The sequence below is a fragment of the Pseudomonas putida genome (assembly GCF_025905425.1).
Classification (GTDB): Bacteria; Pseudomonadota; Gammaproteobacteria; order Pseudomonadales; family Pseudomonadaceae; genus Aquipseudomonas; species Aquipseudomonas putida_AF.
On record NZ_CP109603.1, the window covers coordinates 4,164,398 to 4,179,393 of the forward strand.

Annotated in this window: 13 protein-coding genes; 5 read left to right on the forward strand and 8 right to left on the reverse strand. The window is 63.4% G+C overall.

Annotated features, from left to right (window positions below; genetic code table 11):
• Positions 1-2 precede the first annotated feature (2 nt).
• The 4 genes from OGV19_RS18630 to leuA all read left to right on the forward strand — a co-directional run bounded on the left by OGV19_RS18630 (position 3) and on the right by leuA (position 5,541).
• Positions 3-884, forward strand: a complete 882-nt coding sequence (locus OGV19_RS18630; protein ID WP_264310094.1) for a LysR family transcriptional regulator — start codon at positions 3-5, stop codon at positions 882-884.
• A 351-nt stretch (positions 885-1,235) separates the two neighbouring features.
• Positions 1,236-2,615: an exodeoxyribonuclease VII large subunit gene (xseA, locus tag OGV19_RS18635; RefSeq protein WP_264310095.1), complete on the forward strand. Its 1,380-nt coding sequence runs from the start codon at positions 1,236-1,238 to the stop codon at positions 2,613-2,615.
• Positions 2,616-2,618: 3 nt separating this feature from the next.
• Positions 2,619-3,446 (forward strand): M23 family metallopeptidase, encoded by an 828-nt coding sequence (locus OGV19_RS18640; RefSeq protein WP_264310096.1) that lies wholly within the window; start codon positions 2,619-2,621, stop codon positions 3,444-3,446.
• A gap of 421 nt (positions 3,447-3,867) precedes the next feature.
• Positions 3,868-5,541, forward strand: a complete 1,674-nt coding sequence (gene leuA, locus OGV19_RS18645) for a 2-isopropylmalate synthase (protein WP_264310097.1) — start codon at positions 3,868-3,870, stop codon at positions 5,539-5,541.
• 227 nt (positions 5,542-5,768) lie between these two features.
• Here leuA and OGV19_RS18650 read toward each other — a convergent pair whose 3' ends face one another.
• From OGV19_RS18650 to zwf, 3 genes are read right to left on the reverse strand one after another with little or no spacing between them, the layout of a single operon-like run.
• Positions 5,769-6,449, reverse strand: coding sequence for a bifunctional 4-hydroxy-2-oxoglutarate aldolase/2-dehydro-3-deoxy-phosphogluconate aldolase (locus OGV19_RS18650; RefSeq protein ID WP_264310098.1), 681 nt, complete (start codon positions 6,447-6,449; stop codon positions 5,769-5,771).
• A 17-nt stretch (positions 6,450-6,466) separates the two neighbouring features.
• Positions 6,467-7,180, reverse strand: coding sequence for a 6-phosphogluconolactonase (gene pgl / locus OGV19_RS18655; RefSeq protein ID WP_264310099.1), 714 nt, complete (start codon positions 7,178-7,180; stop codon positions 6,467-6,469).
• Positions 7,167-8,636, reverse strand: a complete 1,470-nt coding sequence (gene zwf / locus OGV19_RS18660; protein ID WP_264310100.1) for a glucose-6-phosphate dehydrogenase — start codon at positions 8,634-8,636, stop codon at positions 7,167-7,169. Before zwf ends, pgl begins: the two co-directional genes overlap by 14 nt.
• A 211-nt stretch (positions 8,637-8,847) precedes the next feature.
• Here zwf and hexR point away from each other — a divergent pair, with 211 nt between their 5' ends.
• Entirely contained in the window at positions 8,848-9,711 is an 864-nt protein-coding gene (gene hexR / locus OGV19_RS18665) for a DNA-binding transcriptional regulator HexR (protein WP_172960401.1), read from the forward strand.
• On the opposite strand, the gene OGV19_RS18670 is transcribed toward hexR, so the two are convergent.
• From OGV19_RS18670 to OGV19_RS18690, 5 genes are all read right to left on the reverse strand, one after another.
• Positions 9,704-10,558, reverse strand: coding sequence for a D-hexose-6-phosphate mutarotase (locus tag OGV19_RS18670; RefSeq protein WP_264310101.1), 855 nt, complete (start codon positions 10,556-10,558; stop codon positions 9,704-9,706). The two genes, hexR and OGV19_RS18670, sit on opposite strands and share 8 nt — an antisense overlap.
• A 117-nt stretch (positions 10,559-10,675) precedes the next feature.
• Positions 10,676-12,019, reverse strand: coding sequence for a carbohydrate porin (locus tag OGV19_RS18675; RefSeq protein WP_264310102.1), 1,344 nt, complete (start codon positions 12,017-12,019; stop codon positions 10,676-10,678).
• Between the two features lie 41 nt (positions 12,020-12,060).
• Positions 12,061-13,215, reverse strand: coding sequence for an ABC transporter ATP-binding protein (locus OGV19_RS18680; protein ID WP_264310103.1), 1,155 nt, complete (start codon positions 13,213-13,215; stop codon positions 12,061-12,063).
• A 3-nt stretch (positions 13,216-13,218) separates the two neighbouring features.
• A complete protein-coding gene (locus tag OGV19_RS18685; protein WP_264310104.1) occupies positions 13,219-14,064 on the reverse strand; it encodes a carbohydrate ABC transporter permease in 846 nt (281 codons plus the stop codon).
• Entirely contained in the window at positions 14,057-14,965 is a 909-nt protein-coding gene (locus OGV19_RS18690; RefSeq protein ID WP_264310105.1) for a carbohydrate ABC transporter permease, read from the reverse strand. The genes OGV19_RS18685 and OGV19_RS18690 overlap by 8 nt, the downstream gene beginning before the upstream one ends.
• Positions 14,966-14,996 lie beyond the last annotated feature (31 nt).

Below are 14,996 nucleotides of genomic sequence, written 5' to 3' on the forward strand. Positions count from 1 at the left end.
ACATGACGTCGATCCGCCAGTTGCGTTACTTCGTGGAAATCGCCGAGAGCGGCAGTTTCAGCGCCGCCGCCGAGCGGCTTTACATCGCCCAGTCGGCGCTGAGCCGGCAGATCAAGGAGCTGGAGCAGCACCTGGGCACGCCGCTGTTCGAGCGGACCGCACGCCTGCCACGTCTGACGCTCGCGGGGGACGCCTTTTTGCAGCGTGCCCGCCGCTTGCTGGCCGACCTGGCACAGGCCGAGCGCATCACCCGCGACATGGGCGACGGCCTGCAAGGCAGCCTGCGCCTGAACCACTCCAGCACCGTGCCGCTGACCGGGCCACTGCTGGCTCGCCTGGGCAGCTACCTGCAAGGCAACCCAGGGATTGCACTGGAGATCGCGCAGCAATCCTCGGAGGCGCAGTTGGAGGATATCGCAGCTGGGCGGCTGGATATCGGCCTGCTGCGCCTGCCGGTGCTGCGCCAGCATGAGGGCGTGGTGCTGCATGAATTGTTCAGCGAGCCTTTATTGTTGGCCGTCGCCGCCGGGCACCCCTTGGCTGAAGCGCCGGTCGTGCAACTGGAGCAACTGCGTGGGGAACGGTTCATTTCCATTCCTCACCGCGATCGCGGCGGGTTGAGCTACTTGTCGGCCTCGCTGTGCATGAATGCAGGGTTCTTTCCGCAGGCGGCCCAGGTGGTTTCACGCAAGACTACGCAGTTGCAGTTGATTCAGGCGGGGTTCGGGGTGGCGCTGTTGCCGGCATGCATGCGCGAGATTGCGCCGGCATCGGTCAGGTTCGTGGCGCTGGGGGAGGTTTGTGAGAGTACTGTGGCACTGGCGTGCAGGCGGGATGCAGGGGTGATGGTGCAGCAGTTTTTGGCGGCGATGCAGGGGGCGTGATGGGAGGCAGTGGTGCATGACGGTAGATCTTCTGCGCTCTTGAGATCGAGCGCCGCCCGCGCGGCGCATCGCGACGCAAGGCCGCTCCCACATTTGTTTCGGGCCAGTCAGGCCTGTGGCATGGGCGCGCGACCGCCTTGTTTGTCCAACTCGATATTGAGGTGGGCGCCAAGGGGCCGCGCGCGAATTTGTCAGGAATAATTGGCCCGAAACAAATGTGGGAGCGGCCTTGCGTCGCGATGCGCCGCGCGGGCGGCGCTCGATCTCAAAGGCGCTAAAAATCCACCGCCCTACACCTGCCAGCCCCAACCCAATTCCCGCCACCACCCGATGTCCTTTATGATGCCCGCCATGATCAAAGACCCCTTCGAACGACTCGGCCTGGACCGCGAGGTCCTTACCGTCAGCCAGCTCAACGGCCGCGCTCGTGTGCTGCTGGAAGACGTGTTCCGCAGTGTCTGGGTGGAAGGCGAGATATCCAACCTCGCCCGCCCGGCCTCCGGCCACATGTACTTCACCCTCAAGGACAGCGGCGCCCAGGTGCGCTGCGCGCTGTTCCGCCAGAACGCCACCCGCGTCCGCCAGGCCCTGCGCGACGGCCTGGCGGTGCGCGTACGCGGCAAGGTCTCGCTGTTCGAAGGCCGTGGCGACTATCAGCTGATTCTCGACAGTGTCGAACCTGCCGGGGATGGCGCCCTGCGCCTGGCGTTCGAGGCACTGAAAGAAAAACTTGGCGCCGAGGGCCTATTCAGCGCCGAGCGCAAGAAGCCGCTGCCGGCCCACCCGCAGCGCATCGGCATCATCACCTCGCCCACCGGTGCGGTGATCCGCGACATCATCAGCGTATTCGGCCGCCGTGCCCCGCAGGTTGAACTGAACCTGATCCCCACAGCGGTACAGGGCCGCGAGTCCATCGCGCAGATCGTACGCGCCGTCCAACTGGCCGACAGCCTTGGTTTCGATGCGCTGATCCTGGCCCGTGGCGGCGGCTCGCTGGAAGACCTGTGGAGCTTCAACGAGGAAGCCGTGGCACGTGCCGTGGCCGCTTGCGTCACGCCCATCGCCAGTGCCGTCGGCCATGAGACCGATGTGTCGATCTGCGATTTTGTCGCCGACGTACGCGCCCCCACGCCATCGGCCGCCGCCGAACTGCTGGCCCCTGACAACAGTGGCCTGCAGCAGCGCCTCGACGGCCTGCAACGGCGCCTGCTGCTGCGCATGCAAAACCGCCTGAGCCACGACCGCCTGCGCGTGGAATCGCTGGCCCGACGCCTGCGCCATCCGGGTGAGCGGCTACGCCAGCAAGCCCAGCGCCTGGACGACCTGGACATGCGCTTGCGCCGTGCCTTCATGCTCAACCTCAACCAGCGCCGCGAGCGCTTGGGGCGCCTCGACACCCGCCTGGCCGCGCAACACCCGGGCCGTACCCTGAAGCTCCTGAACCAGCGCCTGGACAGCCTCGCCGAACGCCTGCCGCGGGCCATGCGCGACGTGCTCAAGGACCGCCGCCAGCGCTTCCAGGCACAACTGCAGACGCTGCAAGTGGTCAGCCCGCTGGCCACCCTTGCCCGCGGCTACAGCATCCTGCTCGATGAGCGTGGCCAGGCCATCCGCAGCGCCGAGCAAACCCACAACGGCCAGCGCCTGACCGCCCGCCTCAATGAGGGCGAACTGCAGGTGCGCGTCGAAGACAACCACCTGACGCCCGTCACCCTCTCACTACTGGACTGACTCATGCCCCGCCTGTTCGCGCCCCTGCTCGCCCTTTCCCTGCTGTTGCTGGCCAGCGGCGCCCAGGCCAGCTATATCACCCGCGCCTTGAACAAACCGGTGCCCGGCGGCGTGGCAGTGGTCGACCTGGGGCCCGGCAGCACAGCGCCAAACGCGCGCTTTGACGGCAAGCCGGTGCTGGTGGTCAAGGAACAGGATAACTGGCTGGCGATCGTCGGCATCCCGCTGACCCAAAAACCCGGCACCGCGGTGCTGAGCCAAGGTGGCCGCAGCCTGCCCTTCACAGTCGGCAGCAAGCAGTACCCCGAGCAGCGCATCACCCTGAAGAACACGCGCCAGGTCAACCCGAACCCGGCCGACCTCAAGCGCATCGACCGCGAACTGGCCGAGCAGATCAAGGCCTACCGCAGCTTCAGCCCGGCCCTGCCAAGCAACCTGATCCTCGACAAGCCGGTCACGGGCCCGCTGTCGAGCAAGTTCGGCGTGCGCCGCTTCTTCAACGGCGAAGAGCGCAACCCGCATGCCGGGCTGGACTTCGCCGTGCCCGCCGGCACGCCGATCAAGACCCCGGCCAATGGCAAGGTGATCCTGGTGGGTGATTACTTCTTCAATGGCCGTACCGTGTTTGTCGACCATGGCCAGGGTTTTATCAGCATGTTCTGCCACATGTCGAAGATCGATGCGAAGGTGGGGCAGGCGCTGCGTCGCGGGGATGTGGTGGGCCGGGTTGGCTCGACCGGGCGGGCGACCGGGCCGCACATGCATTGGAATGTCAGCTTGAATGATGCGCGGGTAGATCCAGCCATCTTCATTGGCGCGTTTCAACCCTGAGATCGGCGCCAGCCTCTTCGCGGGCAAGCCCGCTCTCACAGGGCTAGCGACGCCGCAGATCCCTGTGGGAGCGGGCTTGCCCGCGAAGAGGCTGGCACAAACACCCTGACTTCCCTCGTCTTGCGCCATCAAAAAGTACCGCGCAAAAACCTCAAAGCCTTGCAGTAAAAAGCGCTACAAAATCTCGCCATCCCACTTTTTTTAAGCATTCCTCTCAATTTTCTACGAACACTTGCCATCCCTCACCCCACTGGTTAGGGTTGAGGCATGAAAACCTCCAGCACCCTCATTCTGCTCCGACAACATCGCAGCCTCTGCCTGGTCAGTGCCCGACTACCAGGGTGAATCGCGTCGCCTCGCCTTTTCATCTCGTTACTGCTCGGCAGGCCCGATCTCGGCCGCATACAAAAGGATTGCTTCCATGACCATGCTCAAAGACCCTTCGAAGAAATACCGCGCCTTCCCGACCATCGACCTGCCTGACCGCACCTGGCCGTCGAAAAGCATCACTGCAGCGCCGATCTGGTGCAGCTCGGACCTGCGTGATGGCAACCAGTCGCTGATCGAGCCGATGGATGCGGAGAAGAAGCTGCGTTTCTGGAAGACTCTGGTGCAGGTCGGCGTAAAAGAAATCGAAGCCTCGTTCCCCTCCGCTTCGCAGACCGATTTCGACTTCGTGCGTACCTTGATCGAAGACGGCCACATCCCGGACGACACCACCATTCAGGTGCTGACCCAGGCCCGTGAAGACCTCATCGCCCGCACCTTCGAATCGCTGCGCGGTGCCAAAAAAGCCATCGTCCACCTGTACAACGCCACCAGCCCGTCGTTCCGCCGCATCGTCTTCAACCAGGACAAGCAAGGCGTGAAGGACATCGCGGTGAACGCGGCCAAGCTGTTCGTCAAGTACGCCGCCCAGCAGCCAGAAACTCACTGGACCTTCCAGTACTCGCCAGAGACCTTCAGCGCCACTGAGCTTGAGTTCGCCAAAGAAGTCTGCGACGCCGTCATTGAGGTGTGGAACCCAACCCCTGAGCACAAGCTCATCCTCAACCTGCCGGCCACCGTGGAAGTCGCCACACCGAACATCTACGCCGACCAGATCGAGTGGTTCTGCCGCAACATCAGCCGCCGTGACAGCGTGATCATAAGCCTGCACTGCCACAACGACCGCGGCACCGGCATCGCCGCCACCGAGCTGGGCCTGATGGCCGGCGCCGACCGCGCCGAAGGCTGCCTGTTCGGCAATGGCGAGCGCACCGGCAACGTCGACCTGGTGACCTTGGCGCTGAACCTCTACACCCAGGGCATCGACCCGCAGCTGGACTTCTCCGATATCGATGGCGTGCGCAAGGTCGTCGAAGAGTGCAACCAACTGCCGGTGCACCCACGTCACCCGTACGTGGGCGACCTGGTCCACACCGCGTTCTCCGGCTCGCACCAGGACGCCATCCGCAAAGGTTTCGCCAAGCAGCAGGAAGGCGAGCTGTGGGAAGTGCCGTACCTGCCGATCGACCCGGCCGACATCGGCCGCAGCTACGAGGCGGTGATCCGCGTCAACAGCCAGTCGGGCAAAGGCGGCATCACCTACCTGCTCGAACAGGAGTACGGCATCAGCCTGCCACGCCGCATGCAGATCGAGTTCAGCCAGGTGGTACAGGGTGAAACCGACCGCCTGGGCCTGGAAATGACCGCCAAGCAGATCTACAGCTTGCTGCAGAAGGAATACCTGCAGGCCAACGCCCCGTATGCGCTGGTCAGCCACCGCCTGCAGGAAGAAAACGGCCACAGCGCCGTGGAAGTGGAAGTCGCCGGTGAAGGCGAGACCACCCTGCACTGGCGCGGCAAGGGCAACGGTGCCCTGGAAGCCCTGGTGGCCGGCCTGCCGATTGCCGTGGAAATCATGGACTACAACGAACACGCCATTGGTGCAGGCACCAATGCCAAGGCGGCTGCGTACATCGAGCTGCGTGTGGCCGGGGGACGTCCGGTACATGGCGTGGGTATCGATGAAAACATCACCACCGCCAGCTTCAAGGCACTGTTCAGCGCGCTGAACCGGTCGCTGAGCCAGCAAGAGGCTAAAGCGGCGTAAGCTGTAGTTTGATGGTCACAAGCCCGCATCCTTGATGCGGGCTTTTTTATGCCTGTACTGGCCTCTTCGCGGGCAAGCCCGCTCCCACAGGAATGGTGGATCTACGGAGGTTTACTGTGGGAGCGGGCTTGCCCCGCGAAGAGGCCAGTACCATCAACACAAAACCTGCAGGCAAAAAAAAGGGGCGCCGACCAAGCGCCCCATAAGCCGTAAAGCACACAACAAATTCAGTTGGCGTCCAGCAACGCCATTGCCTCGGCACTGCACGCCTCGATCCGCGCCCAGTCGCCGTTCTTGATCCAACTGCTGTCGAGCATCCAGGTCCCGCCCACGCACATCACATTGGACAACGCCATGTAGTTGCGCACATTGGCCGGGTTGACCCCACCAGTCGGGCAAAAGCGGATGTCGCCAAACGGGCCGCCAAACGCCTTGATCGCCGCCACGCCACCGCTGATTTCCGCCGGGAACAGCTTGAACCGGCGATACCCCAAGGCGTAGCCCATCATGATCTCGGACGGTGTGCTGATACCCGGTAGCAGCGGAATGTTGCTGTCCACACCGGCTTCGAGGATGTCCTGGGTGATGCCTGGGGTGACCACGAACTGCGCACCAGCCGCTTCGACCGCCGCGAACATGCTGCGATCGAGCACGGTACCGGCACCGATGCACAGCTCTGGGCGCTGCTCGCGCAGCACCTGAATGGCCTTCAGGCCGTGCTGTGAACGCAGGGTCACCTCAAGGGTACGAATACCGCCTGCAGCCAAAGCATCGGCCAGGGGCAGGATGTCTTCCTCACGGGCGATGGTGATCACCGGCAGGATGCGCGCCTTGTTGCAGATCGCGTCGATCCGGGCGGCTTTGTCGGCCATCGAGAGCAGAGTCTGTGGGCATTCAAGGGTGGTCATGACAGTGGATCCTTGGCTCATGGGCACCAGTAGATGTCCAGGGGGTCGTGAAGAAAGGCGCGTATCGGCATTTCGGTAAGGTCGTTGCCCGCCAGCGCGGCGCGCAGGGTAGCGAGTTTGCCCTGGCCTTGCACGGCCAGCGCGGTAAACGCGGCACTGGCCAGCAACGCGCGGGTCAGCGACAGGCGCTGGTGCGGCACACTGGGCGCCAGCATTGGCAGGCAGCGGCGCGGGGTGTTCGGGTCCAGGCCTTCGTCCAGATTGGGGCTGTTAGGGAACAGCGAGGCGGTATGGCCATCGTCGCCCATGCCCAGCACCAACACGTCGATGGCCGGAAGATCTGCCAGTGCCTGGTCGGCGCTGGCCGCAGCGCGCTCAAGGTTCTCGGCCTGCTGATACAAGCCAATGAAGCGCGCCTTGGCCGCCGCGCCCTTGAGCAGGTGACGGGCCAGCAAGCCGGCATTGCTGTCGGCATGCTCCACCGGCACCCAGCGCTCATCGGCCAGGCTCACGGTGACCTTCGACCAGTCCAGCGCCTCGGCGGCCAACCGCTCAAGAAACGGCACCGGGCTGCGCCCACCGGACAACACCACACAGGCCTGGCCTTTGGCGGCAATCGCCGCCCGCAGCCGCTCGGCCACGTCACGGGCCAAGGTCGCCGCCAGGGTCCTGGCATCTGCCAGTTCATGCGCTTTCACCGCCGCTGGCAGTTGCAGTTTAGATATCGCCATACCACGCCCTCCCATCTCGTGTAATCAGTGCGATTGAGCTCATCGGCCCCCAGGACCCTGCCGCGTAAGGCTTGGGCGCATCACCTGCGCTCTGCCAACCGGCGATCAACTGGTCGCACCATTTCCAGGCATATTCGATTTCATCCTTGCGCACGAACAGGTTCTGGTTGCCGCGCATCACCTCAAGCAACAGGCGTTCGTAAGCATCCGGAATCCGCGCACTGCGCCAGGCATCGGAAAAATTCAGTTGTAGCGGGCCGCTGCGCAGTTGCATGCCCTTGTCCAGGCCTTGCTCCTTGGTCATCACCCTTAAAGAAATGCCTTCGTCCGGTTGCAGGCGGATGATCAACTTGTTACCGACCTGCAAACGTTGTTCCGGGGCGAAGATATAGTGCGGCGTTTCCTTGAAGTGGATGACGATCTGCGAGAGCTTCTGCGGCATGCGCTTGCCGGTGCGCAGGTAGAACGGCACGCCAGACCAGCGCCAGTTGCGGATATCGGCGCGCAGGGCGACGAAGGTCTCGGTGTCGCTCTGGGCGTTGGCATTGTCTTCTTCGAGGTAGCCGGGTACGGGCTTACCGTCGCTGTAGCCTGCGATGTACTGACCGCGCACCACACGGGTGCTCAGCCCTTCGCCGGTGATCGGCGCGAGGGCCTTGAGTACCTTGACCTTCTCGTCGCGAATGCTGTCGGCCGAGAGCTCGCTGGGCGGGTCCATGGCAATCAGGCACAACAGCTGCAACAGGTGGTTCTGAATCATGTCGCGCAGCTGGCCGGCCTTGTCGAAATAGCCCCAGCGGCCCTCGATGCCGACTTTTTCGGCCACGGTGATCTCCACATGGGAGATCGAATTCTGGTTCCACTGGGTTTCGAACAGGCTGTTGGCAAAGCGCAGCGCGATCAGGTTCTGCACGGTCTCCTTGCCCAGGTAGTGGTCGATGCGATAGACCCGGCTCTCGGGGAAGAACCGTGCCACGGCATCGTTGACCCGACGCGACGACTCCAGGTCGTGGCCGATCGGCTTTTCCAGCACCACACGGGTACGCGGTGCCAGGCCGGCCCGCTCGAGGTTTTCGCAAATGGCGCCGTATACCGCAGCCGCCGTGGCGAAGTAGGCAATCAATGGCAGCTCGCCGGGTAACTGCTCGGCCAGCGCCTGGTAACCCTCAGGTTGGAGGAAATCCAGATGCTGGTAGCTCAGTCGGCCCAGGAAGCGGCCCAGCGCAGCGGGCTCGATGTCGGCGTCGGCGACATGCCGACGCAGGTGCGCCTCGATGGTGTGCAGATGATCCTGCGCACTGCCGCTCTCACGGGCCAGCGCCAGCAGGCGTGTGTCCGGGTGCAACAGATTGGCACGGTCGAGCTGATAGAGGGCAGGAAACAGCTTGCGCAATGCCAGGTCGCCCAGGGCGCCAAACAGGGCAAAGGTGCAAGGTTCGACACTGATCGCAGCCATGATGTTGGTTCTTTCCTAAAGTTGGTCTAGGAATACCGCTTTCACATACGGTTTTCAAGGGGTAATGTAGTAAAACTAACAACATTACCGACGAGTATTACAGATAAGTGGTGCGCCAACCGCACCGACAGTACGATAGACGACCGTGCAAAAGGCCCGCTGCTCCGTCAGCCGGCTGCCTTCCCGACCCAAGGACACACCCATGGACCGCGTGCGAAACCTCCTGGAACAGATCCAGGGACGCCTCGACGAGCTGAACAAGGCCGAACGCAAAGTCGCCGAAGTCATCCTGCTCAACCCGCAACAAGCCACCCGCTTCAGCATTGCTGCGCTGGCCCAGGCGGCCAAGGTCAGCGAACCGACCGTCAACCGCTTCTGCCGTTCGTTCGGCGTCAGCGGCTACCCCGAGCTCAAGCTGCAACTGGCGCAGAGCCTGGCCAGTGGCGCTGCCTATGTCAGCCGCGCCGTCGAGGCCGACGATGACCCTGCAGCCTACACCCAGAAGATTTTCGGCAGCGCCATCGCCTCGCTCGACAGCGCCTGCCAGCAACTCGACCCGCAGCAGGTCAGCCGCGCCGTGGACATGATGATCCAGGCCCGACAGATCCACTTTTTCGGCCTCGGCGCCTCGGCCCCGGTGGCGCTGGATGCCCAGCACAAGTTCTTCCGCTTCAACCTGGCGGTGTCGGCCCACGCCGACGTGCTGATGCAACGCATGCTGGCCTCGGTTGCCCACACCGGCGACCTGTTCGTGATCATCTCCTACACCGGCCGCACCCGCGAGCTGGTCGAAGTGGCACGCGTGGCCCGTGAAAACGGTGCCTCGGTGCTCGGCCTGACCGCAGCGGGTTCGCCACTGGCCCAAGCCTGCAGCCTGAGCCTGCACATTCCGCTGCCCGAAGACACCGACATCTACATGCCGATGACCTCGCGGATCATCCAGCTGACCGTGCTCGACGTGCTGGCCACCGGCATGACCCTGCGCCGGGGCGTGGACTTCCAGCCGCACCTGCGCAAAATCAAAGAAAGCCTCAACGCCAGCCGCTACCCGATCGAGGACGACGAACTCAACTGAGCCGGTGCGCCTGCAAGCGCAAATGGGCGCGTTGGCCCGGCGCCAGGCTCAGGAACTCGCCACTGCCGCTGGCGGCTTCGACACAGACGAAGCCCTGACATTCGCGGCCGGTCACCCCCATCAGCGGTCGATTGCCGGGGTGCCAGACCACAGTGTCATCGCTGTCACCGGTGTCGATGCACAATTCGCGCTGCCAAGCCGGGTCTTGCAGCTGCACCCGCGGGGTACCCGGGTAGACTTTCTGGCACCCGCCCTTGAGCTTCAGCGCACCTTCCTCGCGGCAGGCCTGCCGGTTCAGGCGGTCGTAACCTTCGATATCCTCAAGCCCAGACAGCGCTATCTCGGACACGTCACTGATACGCCAGTAGGCCAGCAGCGCATGGCTCAGTTGGCACGGCTCGCTGTCTTGGTGCTCGGTACTCAAGCTCAGCTCCATACGGCTGCCTAGCCGCGCATGCAGGTCAACCTGCCAATCGCACAGGTCCAGGCGCCACTTCAGCGTCACGCCCTCCTCATCCTCCCGGCTGTCGACCAGCTTCCAGTCGAGCAGGCGCGCCCAGCCATGGGCCGGCCACAGGTCTTCGCTGGGATGGCGGCCATACCACGGCCAGCACACCGGTACGCCACCGCGAATCGCCCCTACCTGCGGCCACTGCTCGGCGCACCATAGCCAGGGCCGTTCGCCGGCCGGTTGAAAGTGCAGCAGTTGTCCGCCCTGCCGGCTGAACACCGCCTGGCAACGGGGATGGTCGATGATCAGCACATCGCGCTGCTGGTAACGCTCCCACTCGAATGTCGGCCTGGGCCGTTGCGAGGCAAAGAAGCGATGGAGCGGATGTTCGGGCATGGTTCAGAGCTCTTGTTGTTTGAGATAGCGCTGTCTCGGCCTATCCCCGACAACCACTGCAAGCCAGTGGATGCCGGGAGCCGAAAATGGATTGGCGTAAATTTACAACAAACAGGCTCAGAATGACGACTGAATCTTCAACCCCGCGACCAGCGCGTTGTCCACCTCATCCACCCCGCCGGGGCTCTTGATGTACTGAAGGTTGGGCCGCACGGTCAGCCAGTTGGTGACGTGGAAGCCGTAATAAAGCTCGGCGTTGTACTCGGTGCGCTGCAGCGGCACGAAACCTGGGTTGTCGTAGTCGTTGATGCCGCTTTGGCCATTGAGCAGCTCGGCGCGCTTTTTCACGTCATCGTTGACGTGGATCCGCGCGACGCCAAAGCCGATGTCGTCCTTGGGGCGGGCATCGAAGGCGCCTTTGTACACCAGGCCGACCTGCTGGTAGTTGTCGACCACATTGGTGGCCTTGTCGTGCACGGTGAAGTTGGCGAACAGGCTAAGGCCCCGGTTGACGTCGCCGCCATGGGCCGTGACCTGCTGCTGCGCCACCACCCACCAGCCGTGTTTGCTCGAATGCGATTTAAACGCCCCACCGCTCAATGCCTGGGGGTTGCCGTTGACATCATCGAACACGTCGTCGGCCTTGGCCGTGCTGTAGTAGTAACCCAGGCGGTACTCACCCGGCAGGCCATTAACTTTGGGCGACCACACCGCCTCCACCGGCAGGATCGCGCCCTTGGTGCCGCTGCCGCTGAGCTTGAAGCCGTTGCCGGTCTCCAGGTTCGAGGGGTTCTGCTCGAAGGCGCCGACCTGAACGAAGAATTCCGGCGTGATGTTGTACTTGACCCGCAGCGCCCACTGGCTGACCGGCCAGTTGTACCAGATGCCGCCGACCCAGTTGCCCACCTGCGAGCCGCAGAACGCCAGGTTCTGGAAATCGCAAGGGAAGCTGTTGAAGTCCTCGCCCTCGCCGAAGCGGCCGAATTTGACGTCCAGCGCCCCGTCGAAGTACTTCTGCTTGACCCACATCTGGGTCAGCCGCCAGGTCTGGCCGCGCCCCCACACTTCCTGCACCGAGCTGAACTGCCCGGCACGCGGGTCGCTGATGCGGTCGTTGGACAGGTTGCGGCCGCTGCGTTCGGTGATCGCCAATTTGAATTCGGCATCGTGCCAGCCAAAGATCTTCTGCAGGTCCAAATGCGCGCCAAGGGCGAACTGGTCGCTGTAGCGCGCGGTCTTGTCGTCGTTATAGCCACCGTTGAGGTTACCGGCCACTTCACCCACGTAGTCGAGGGTGAAGTCGTAGCCTTTCTCCAGCAGTTCGGTGCGGCTGCCGCCCCAGTCGCCGGTCATCCATTTCGACTCGCTGGAGAAGGCCTCGGCGGCCTGCGCCCCACTGCTGCCAACCAAGGCAAGCAAGGCCAACGAGCCCAAGGTCCTGATGCGATTGCGCTGTTCCATCCCTTTGCGTCCTCTTTTTTCTTATTGATGGTGTAGACGATTCAACGGCTCTTGAAGTGAGTCACGTTGTCTTTCACAGAAGCGTTGGCAGTACTGACGTCCAGGCGCTCGCCGCTGGCTGCGTCGAACAACAGCACCCGCGCCGGGTCGAACTGCAGGTTGAGGCTGTCGCCAACCCGGCACGCCACATCCGGTGCCAGACGGCAGCAGACCTTGGTCTGGTTGAGGGTGACGAACACCAGCAGGTCAGGCCCGGTAGGCTCGGTCACCTGCACCTCGGCGCGAATGCCAGGCAGGCCATTGCCCTCCCCCGTGCCCAGGGCAATCTGTTCCGGGCGGATGCCAAGGATGATCTCGCGCCCTTCCAACTCATCGTCGACCACGCCCAAGGGCAGCTCGCAACGGGCCTGGCCGCTGTCGAGCAGCGCCAGCAGGCGCCCGTCCTGACGGGTCAGGCGCACCGGAATGAAGTTCATCGGTGGCGAACCGATGAAACTGGCGACGAACTGGTTGGCCGGGTCGTTGTAGATCTGCTGCGGTGTGCCGAACTGCTGGATGATGCCGTCCTTCATCACCGCCACTTTGTCGCCCAGGGTCATGGCCTCGATCTGGTCGTGGGTGACGTACACCGTGGTGGTTTTCAGGCGCTGGTGCATCAGCTTCATTTCGGTGCGCATCTCGACCCGCAGCTTGGCGTCGAGGTTGGAAAGCGGCTCGTCGAACAGGTAGATCTTCGGCCGCCGCGCCAGCGCCCGGCCCATGGCCACGCGCTGTTGCTGGCCACCGGACAACTGCGCAGGCTTGCGGGCAAGCAGGTGCTCGATCTGCAGCAGCTTGGCCACACGCGCCACTTCCTCGTCGATGGCAGCCTGCGGCATCTTGCGGATCTTCAAGCCGAATTCGATGTTCTCGCGCACGCTCATGGTCGGGTACAGCGCGTAGGACTGGAACACCATGGCGATGTCCCGGTCCTTGGGGCTCATGCCGCTGACGTCCTGATCATCAATAAGGATCGCGCCGCCGGTGATGTGCTCAAGGCCGGCGATGCAGTTCATCAAGGTCGATTTGCCACAACCCGAGGGGCCGACCAGGATCAGGAACTCGCCGTCCTTGATCGACAGCTGGATGTCCTTGAGGGTGTCCGGCAGGCCGCTGCCGTAGGTCTTGTTCACATTGCGAAGTTCAAGCGTTGCCATGACTTACCCCTTGACGGCGCCGGCCGTGAGGCCGCGGACGAAATACTTGCCTGCTACCACATAGACCAGCAGGGTTGGCAGGCCGGCGATCATCGCCGCCGCCATATCGACGTTGTATTCCTTGGCCCCGGTGCTGGTGTTGACCAGGTTGTTGAGGGCCACGGTGATCGGTTGCGAGTCGCCACTGGAGAACACCACGCCGAACAGGAAGTCGTTCCAGATCTGAGTGAACTGCCAGATCAGGCAGACCATGATGATCGGTGTCGACATCGGCAGGATGATGCGCCGGAAGATGGTGAAGAACCCGGCACCGTCCAGGCGCGCGGCCTTGACCAGCGCATCAGGGATGCTCACGTAGAAGTTGCGGAAAAACAGCGTGGTGAAGGCCAGACCGTAGACCACATGCACCAGCACCAGGCCGCCAGTGGTGCTGGCCAGGCCGAGTTTGCCGAGGGTGAACGAGGCTGGCAGCAGCACGGTCTGGAACGGCAGGAAGCAGCCGAACAGCAGCAGGCCGAAGAACAGCTGCGAACCGCGAAAGCGCCACATCGACAGCACATAGCCGTTCAGCGCGCCGAGGGTGGTGGAGATCAGCACCGCCGGCACGGTGATCATGATCGAGTTCCAGAAATACCCGTTTACCGTACCCCAGGCCTTGACCCAGCCAATGCCACTGACCACCGTCGGCCAGCTCAGCAGGTTGCCGGTGCTGATGTCTTCCGGGGTCTTGAAGCTGGTCAGCAGCATCACCACCAGCGGTACCAGATACAGCAGCACGGCAAGCAGCAGTACCGCGTGGATGGCGAGGCGGCTGATGCTCAGCGCCGGTTTGTCGACAGGGCTATGCATGGCGTTTGCTCCGCAGCTCCGAGTACAGGTAAGGCACGAGGATCGCCAGGATCGCCCCGAGCATGAGGATGGCGCTGGCCGAGCCCATGCCCATCTGGCCACGGCTGAAGGTGAACGAGTACATGAACATCGCCGGCAGGTCCGACGAGTACCCAGGGCCGCCGGCGGTCATCGCCGCCACCAGGTCGAAGCTCTTGATGGCAATGTGCGAGAGAATCATCAGCGCGCTGAAGAACACCGGGCGCAGGCTCGGCAGCACCACGGTCCAGTAGATGCGCGGCAGGCTGGCGCCATCCATTTGCGCCGCGCGGATGATCGACTGATCGACGCCGCGCAGGCCGGCGAGGAACATCGCCATGATGAAGCCCGAGGCCTGCCACACGGCAGCGATCACCAGGCAATACACCACCCGGTCGGGGTCGATCAGCCAATCCAGGCGAAAACCTTCCCAGCCCCAATCACGCAGCAGTTTGTCCAGGCCCATGCCGGGGTTGAGCAGCCACTTCCAGGCGGTGCCGGTGACGATCATCGACAGGGCCATGGGGTAAAGGTAAATGGTGCGGATGAAGCCTTCGCGGCGAATGCGCTGGTCCAGCAGCACCGCCAGCAACACGCCGATGGCCAGGCTGATGGCGATGAACAGGCCGCCGAACACCAGCAGGTTCTTGCTCGCCACCCACCAGCGGTCGTTGTCGAACAGCCGGGCGTATTGCGCCAGGCCCGCCCATTTGTAGGTGGGCAGGAAGGTCGAGGTAGTGAAGGACAGGACGAAGGTCCACAGGATGTAGCCGTAGAAGCCCACCAGGACGATGAACATGCTCGGGGCCAGTACCAATTTGGGTAGCCAGCGCTGTAGAGCGTCCAGGGGTGAGGCCCGCAGTTGGGCGGTAGTTGTGGTCATGAAAATGATCCCGAAGTCTGGGCGGCGCTGC

What these genes read in the sequence shown, in the direction of transcription:
- OGV19_RS18630 (WP_264310094.1), top strand. Translation starts at nt 3, where the DNA reads ATGACGTCGATCCGCCAGTTGCGTTACTTCGTGGAAATCGCCGAGAGC.
- xseA (WP_264310095.1), top strand. Translation starts at nt 1,236, where the DNA reads ATGATCAAAGACCCCTTCGAACGACTCGGCCTGGACCGCGAGGTCCTT.
- OGV19_RS18640 (WP_264310096.1), top strand. Translation starts at nt 2,619, where the DNA reads ATGCCCCGCCTGTTCGCGCCCCTGCTCGCCCTTTCCCTGCTGTTGCTG.
- leuA (WP_264310097.1), top strand. Translation starts at nt 3,868, where the DNA reads ATGACCATGCTCAAAGACCCTTCGAAGAAATACCGCGCCTTCCCGACC.
- OGV19_RS18650 (WP_264310098.1), bottom strand. Translation starts at nt 6,449, where the DNA reads ATGACCACCCTTGAATGCCCACAGACTCTGCTCTCGATGGCCGACAAA.
- pgl (WP_264310099.1), bottom strand. Translation starts at nt 7,180, where the DNA reads ATGGCGATATCTAAACTGCAACTGCCAGCGGCGGTGAAAGCGCATGAA.
- zwf (WP_264310100.1), bottom strand. Translation starts at nt 8,636, where the DNA reads ATGGCTGCGATCAGTGTCGAACCTTGCACCTTTGCCCTGTTTGGCGCC.
- OGV19_RS18670 (WP_264310101.1), bottom strand. Translation starts at nt 10,558, where the DNA reads ATGCCCGAACATCCGCTCCATCGCTTCTTTGCCTCGCAACGGCCCAGG.
- OGV19_RS18675 (WP_264310102.1), bottom strand. Translation starts at nt 12,019, where the DNA reads ATGGAACAGCGCAATCGCATCAGGACCTTGGGCTCGTTGGCCTTGCTT.
- OGV19_RS18680 (WP_264310103.1), bottom strand. Translation starts at nt 13,215, where the DNA reads ATGGCAACGCTTGAACTTCGCAATGTGAACAAGACCTACGGCAGCGGC.
- OGV19_RS18685 (WP_264310104.1), bottom strand. Translation starts at nt 14,064, where the DNA reads ATGCATAGCCCTGTCGACAAACCGGCGCTGAGCATCAGCCGCCTCGCC.
- OGV19_RS18690 (WP_264310105.1), bottom strand. Translation starts at nt 14,965, where the DNA reads ATGACCACAACTACCGCCCAACTGCGGGCCTCACCCCTGGACGCTCTA.